The following is a 3,708-nucleotide window of genomic DNA, read 5'->3' on the forward strand; positions in this document are numbered from 1 at the left end:
GTGTTGGAGGAGGGGGTCATGCTGGGCCACTGGCGTATGGCTTTGCCCGGAACGGAGCGAAGACCGACGAGGTTCCACGGCGTCTTCGCTCCAGGCGCGAAACTTCGGCCATTGAACATGAAGCGCACACCCTGGGGTCTCCCAATCGTCAACAAACGAGCAGTCCGTACCTGATCCCATTCCCGCCAGGGCCCTACCTTTACTCACGGGGTTGTTCTGGTATGGTTGAACTTGAACAGCGCCCCTGGAACGCGAGTCTCATTCACCTGCCCGCCAGGAGACTCGGAAGAGAGCGCGGTGGGGGCAGATACAAACCATGAACTCCGCATCCGTGCCCGCACCGCGTGTCCTGGTCATCGATGACACTCCTTCGCTTCACCAGGACTTCCACCGGATCCTCTCCGCGGGCGAGGGCGACGCGTCGCTCTCGGAGTTGAGGGCCTCGCTCTTCGGCACGCCTCCACCTCGACCCAAGGGGTATTGCTTCGAGGTGGACTCGGCCTTCCAGGGAGAAGAGGGTCTCCAGCGCGTGGGCGCCGCGCGGAAGGAGGGGCGGCCGTACGCCCTGGCCTTCGTCGACGTCCGCATGCCACCGGGGATGGACGGCGTGGAGACCACCGAGCGTCTCTGGCGGGAGGACCCGGACCTCCAGGTCGTCCTCTGCTCGGCATACACGGACTACTCCTGGGAGGAGGTGGTGCAGCGGCTGGGCATCAGCCAGCGGTTGCTCATCCTCCACAAGCCCTTCGACAGCATCGAGGTGCGCCAGATAGCCCACGCGCTCGCCGAGAAGTGGGAGCTGCTGCGGCGGGATCGCAGGCGGCTGGAAGAGCTGGAGCAGGCCAACGTCCGGCTGCGGCAGGAGACGGAGGAGCGCATGCGGTTGGAGCTCCAACTGGCCCAGGCCCAGAAGCTGGAGGCGCTGGGGCGGCTCGCGGCCGGGCTGGCGCATGAGGTCAACAACCCCCTGAGCTTCATCATGGCCAACCTCCACCATGTCCAACGGGAGTTGGCGGCGCTGGCCGCCACACAGCCCGAGGGGAACGTGGAGGAGCTCCAGGAGTCCTGCCACGATGCGCTCCATGGCTGCGAGCGCATCCAGCGGCTGGTGCAGGACGTGCGGGGTTTCTCCCGCGGCAGCCCCGTCTCGCCGGTGGACATGGACGTGGTGCTGGAGGATGCCCTCGCCATGGCGAACCTTGCCCAGGTGCCGGGGCTGCGGGTCGAGCGGGAGCTGTGCCCGGTGCCGCCCCTCCTCGCCGACGAGCATGGCCTGGGGCAGGTCTTCCTCAACCTGCTCATCAACGCCCTGCATGCGGTGGCGAACGGGCCCGCCGAGCCCCGCATCCGCGTGGCCACGGGCCTCCATGAGGATGGCCGGGTGTGGGTGGAGATCCAGGACAATGGCCCCGGCATCGCCCCCGAGCACCTGAGCCGCATCTTCGAGCCCTTCTTCACCACCAAGCCCGTAGGGGTGGGCACCGGGCTGGGCCTGTTCATCTGCCATGGCATCATCTCCGGGTTCGGCGGCGAGCTCTCCGTGAAGAGCCAGCCGGGCCAGGGCGCTACCTTCCGCCTCCTGCTGCCAGTGGCCCCCGCCGGGGCGCGCTCCAGAGCGGTGGCCTGAGGGCTTTCGGGCAGGCGGCTTCCTCCCGCGCGTTTGGCGTTTCTGGCGGTTCCATGCATGGATTCACGCTCCACCTCGTTGAGCGTGCTCCATGTCGTCGACTTCGATTGCTTCCCGCCCTCGTACCGCCCTGGCCCGCGCAACGCTCCTCCAGATGGGGATACGCATCGCGGTGGTCATTGCCCTGGGTACGCTCTTCAGCTACCTGCACCTGTTGCAGACCCTGCGCGAGCAGTCCCTCGTGCAGTTGGAGCAGTCGGTCGCGGAGCGCAGCCAGCGCGAGGAGGCCATCTTCGTGTTGGCGGAGGACAACCACGCCTTCCTCAAGAAGGCCCTCCAGGAGCGCATCCAGGCCGTGAACCAGGAGGAGGCGACCGCCCGCTTCGACAGCCTCTTCGTCCACCTGCCGGATGGCACCGTCCGCAATCGCCCCGAAGGCTTCGACGGCAAGCGGATGGTGGGCCTCTTCGTGCCCCGGGGTGTGCCCCTCGACACCGGGCTGCGCCGCAGAATCCTGGCCGCGTACGACGTGCTCACTCAGTACGGGCCCGCCTTTCACACCCGCTTCACGGACACCTTCGTCGCGCTGCCGGAAGGGCCGATGATCCTCTACTGGCCCGAGGGACCCACCTACTGCCAGGACATCGCGCCCACCGAATCGATCATCTCCCAGGAGTTCTTCCCCCTCAGCCGCCCCGAGAACAACCCTCAGCGCCGAACGAGCTGGACCGGCGTCTACGTGGACACGATCAGTGGAAACAGGATGGTCACGGGGACCACGCCGTTGGACATGGACGGTCGCCATGTCGCGACGATCGGCCATGACGTCTTCCTCGAGGACCTGGTGGCCCGCACCGCCCACGACAGCCTGCCCGGCGCCTACAACGTCATCTTCCGCGACGATGGTCGGTTCATCGCCCATCCGGAGCTGAGGTTGGCCTCCACGCAGCACGGCTCCCCGGAGCAGCAGGCCCACCTGCGGAACATCTTCGAGCGGGTGAAGGGCCGCTCGCCCGACGAGGCCGTGCTGAAGCTGGCGGAGCACGGCGAATACCTCGCCACGGCGCGGCTCAAGGGCCCGGGCTGGAACTTCGTCACGGTGCTCCCCGAGAGCGTGATGGCCCAGCCCGCCTTCCAGGCGGCGCGCTACGTCCTGGTGTTCGGCCTGGCGTCACTGGTGCTGGAGCTGGCCATCATGTTCTTCGTGCTGCGGCAGCAGATCTCCCGCCCGCTGCTGGCCTTCACCCACGCCACCGATCGGATCGCCGCGGGGGACTTCAAGGTCGAACTGGACACCCGGCGCCAGGACGAGCTGGGACAGCTGGCCCAGGCCTTCCGCCTCATGGCCGATGAGGTCCAGCGGCGCGAGGAGGCCCTGCGACAGGCCAACGAGGGGCTGGAGCAGCGGGTGGACGAGCGCACCCGGGAGCTCAAGGACGTCCACCGGCAACTGGTGCAGGTGGCTCGGCAGGCGGGCCGGGCCGAGGTCGCCACCAGCGTGCTGCACAACGTGGGCAACGTGCTCAACAGCGTCCACACCTCGGCCATGCTGGCCAAGGAGCGGCTGGTGGGCCTCCAGGTGGAGGACGTCGGCCACCTGGCCACCCTGCTCGAGGAGCGCCGCAACGACCTCGCCACCTTCCTCACCCAGGATGAGCGCGGCCGGCATGTCATGCCCTTCCTCAGCGGGCTGGGCCAGCACCTGCGCAAGGAAACCCATGAGGCCGTGTCGCTGCTCGACGAGGTGGGCCGGTACACCGAGCACATTGGCACCATCGTGAAGCTGCAGCAGGACTACACCCGGACGCCCCGGCTCAACGAGCAGGCCAACCTGGCGGAGCTGTTGGAGGACGCCCTGCGCATCAACTCGGCGGGGCTCACCCGTCATGAGGTGAAGGTGGAGCGGCACCTGTCCCCCGTGCCCCAGGTCATGACCGACAAGCACAAGGTGTTGATGATCCTGGTCAACCTCATCAGCAACGCCAAGTACGCCCTGGATGAGGCGCCCGCGGAGCAGCGGTGCCTGACGCTGCGGCTGGAGGCCCCCACGGCCGACCGCGTCCGCATCGAGGTGCGCGACA

The 3,708-nt window shown here is 67.8% G+C and carries 2 protein-coding genes; both read left to right on the forward strand.

From position 1 onward, the window contains the following. Window positions 1-316 precede the first annotated feature (316 nt). Window positions 317-1,627 carry an ATP-binding protein gene (locus tag VF697_RS11730; protein WP_331094306.1) on the forward strand — a complete coding sequence of 437 codons (1,311 nt, stop codon included), beginning with the start codon at window positions 317-319 and terminating at the stop codon, window positions 1,625-1,627. A gap of 91 nt (window positions 1,628-1,718) precedes the next feature. Further along, on the forward strand, window positions 1,719-3,708 hold a 1,990-nt coding region (locus VF697_RS11735), incomplete at its 3' end, for a HAMP domain-containing protein (protein ID WP_331094308.1).

The organism is Archangium sp. (genome assembly GCF_036388035.1).
In the GTDB taxonomy this organism is placed as follows: domain Bacteria; phylum Myxococcota; class Myxococcia; order Myxococcales; family Myxococcaceae; genus Archangium.

Excerpts from the sequence above, each read along its gene's own strand:
- VF697_RS11730 (WP_331094306.1), top strand. The coding sequence starts at position 317 with ATGAACTCCGCATCCGTGCCCGCACCGCGTGTCCTGGTCATCGATGAC.